This is a genomic window from Spirillospora sp. NPDC046719, from assembly GCF_040645715.1.
In the GTDB taxonomy this organism is placed as follows: domain Bacteria; phylum Actinomycetota; class Actinomycetes; order Streptosporangiales; family Streptosporangiaceae; genus Spirillospora.
The window spans coordinates 1-1,529 of sequence record NZ_JBEYYT010000874.1; the positions used below are offsets into that span (position 1 = coordinate 1).

Below are 1,529 nucleotides of genomic sequence, written 5' to 3' on the forward strand. Positions count from 1 at the left end.
GTCAGCCGGCGGCCGAGATGCTGCGCCGGGCGCTCGACGTAGCGGTGCGCCAGGCCGGCGGCGACGAGGACGGCGGCCAGCAGCGCGCCCTCCCAGGCCAGCCGCACCCCCAGCGGCATGGCGTCGCGCTCCCCGGCGACCCGCCAGACCGTCTGGATGATCATCGGGTGCAGCAGGTAGACCGAGTAGCTGACGAGCCCGAGCCACGTCAGCGCGCGGGGCATCCGGCGGTGCCGCAGGGCCAGGCCGCCGAGGAAGGTCAGCCAGGCGGCGGCCACGCCGACCGACCAGTCGACGCCGAGCGACTGGGAGTAGCCGTCCGCGGCCCAGGTCGTGGGCGGGCGCAGGCCCGCGAGCAGGGTCAGGACCGGGACGAGGGCGACCATCGCGGCGGCGGGCCTCGCCGGCATCCGGCCGTCCTGGATGCCGCGCACCGCCGTCCCGGCGAACATCGTGGCGATGATGCACAGGCTCTCGACGCCGCCGATCCGGCTGTCCAGGACGAGCAGCGTCAGCGCGAGCGCCGCGACGATCGCGACGCCCGCGCGGCGCACCGCCGGACGGCCGCTGACCATGGCCGCGATGCCGGCCGCGAGGGCGAACGCCGCGACCATCGGGGTCGCGCCGGGCCAGTGGGTGGCCAGCAGCCCGGACGGCAGCGAGACGCCGAGCATCGCGGCGGCCACGCCGAAGCCGAGCGAGACCCGGGCGCTCGCGCCCTTCACGCCCGCGATGAACATCGCCGTGATGAGCAGGTAGAACACCATCTCGTAGGACAGCGTCCAGAAGACGTTGACGACGTTCGGCACGCCGAGCAGGTCCTGCAGCATCGTCAGGTGCGCGACCGCGGAGATCCACGGGCGGTCGCCGAGCCCGTTCGGCAGCCCCCAGGACACGCCGGTCACGCCGAGCGCGAGCATGAGCCCGACGGACACGAACCAGGCGGGGTAGAGCCGGAACAGCCGGCCGACCCAGAACGCGCGGACGCTGCCCCGCCGGACCAGCGAGAACGGCACGACGTAGCCGCTGATCAGGAAGAACAGGAAGACCCCGTACCGCCCGAAGTCGAACCACGGGCTCACGTTCCGGCGGACCTCGGGGAGCAGCACGTCCAGGGAGTGCTCGAACACCACCACTAACGCGGCCAGGCCCCGCAGGGCGTCGAGCCAGCCCATCCGGGACGCCGTGGCCGCCGGCGCGCCGTTCGCCTTCGTTTCCGTGGTGAGAGTGTTCGTCGGCATCCGGGCCACCCTAGGGGCCGCGCCTCCGCGTTCTCCACAGACCCCCTGAACATCATCTGAACGCCGCGTGTCGGGGAACCGGCCCCGGAACCCGCCGCCCGGGGCTAGGAGCGGACGCCGACGCCCGCGTACAGGATCGCCGCACCGCCCGCCGAGGGCGGGGTCCCGGCGCGCCACCGCCCGGCGGGCACGAGGCCGGGGGGCAGCGGCGTGAACGGCCCGAACAGCCGCTCGATCTCGCGGACGCCGCGGGGCAGCAGCGGGCCGGCGCCCGCCGCCGCGTACCGC

1 protein-coding gene and 1 pseudogene are annotated in these 1,529 nt (G+C 74.9%); both read right to left on the bottom strand.

What is annotated here, in order from left to right; genetic code table 11:
* On the bottom strand, window positions 1-1,241 hold a 1,241-nt coding region (locus ABZ914_RS51155; protein WP_500201789.1), incomplete at its 3' end, for an acyltransferase family protein.
* A gap of 104 nt (window positions 1,242-1,345) precedes the next feature.
* Window positions 1,346-1,529 (bottom strand): annotated as a pseudogene (locus tag ABZ914_RS51160) (hypothetical protein); the annotation flags it as partial.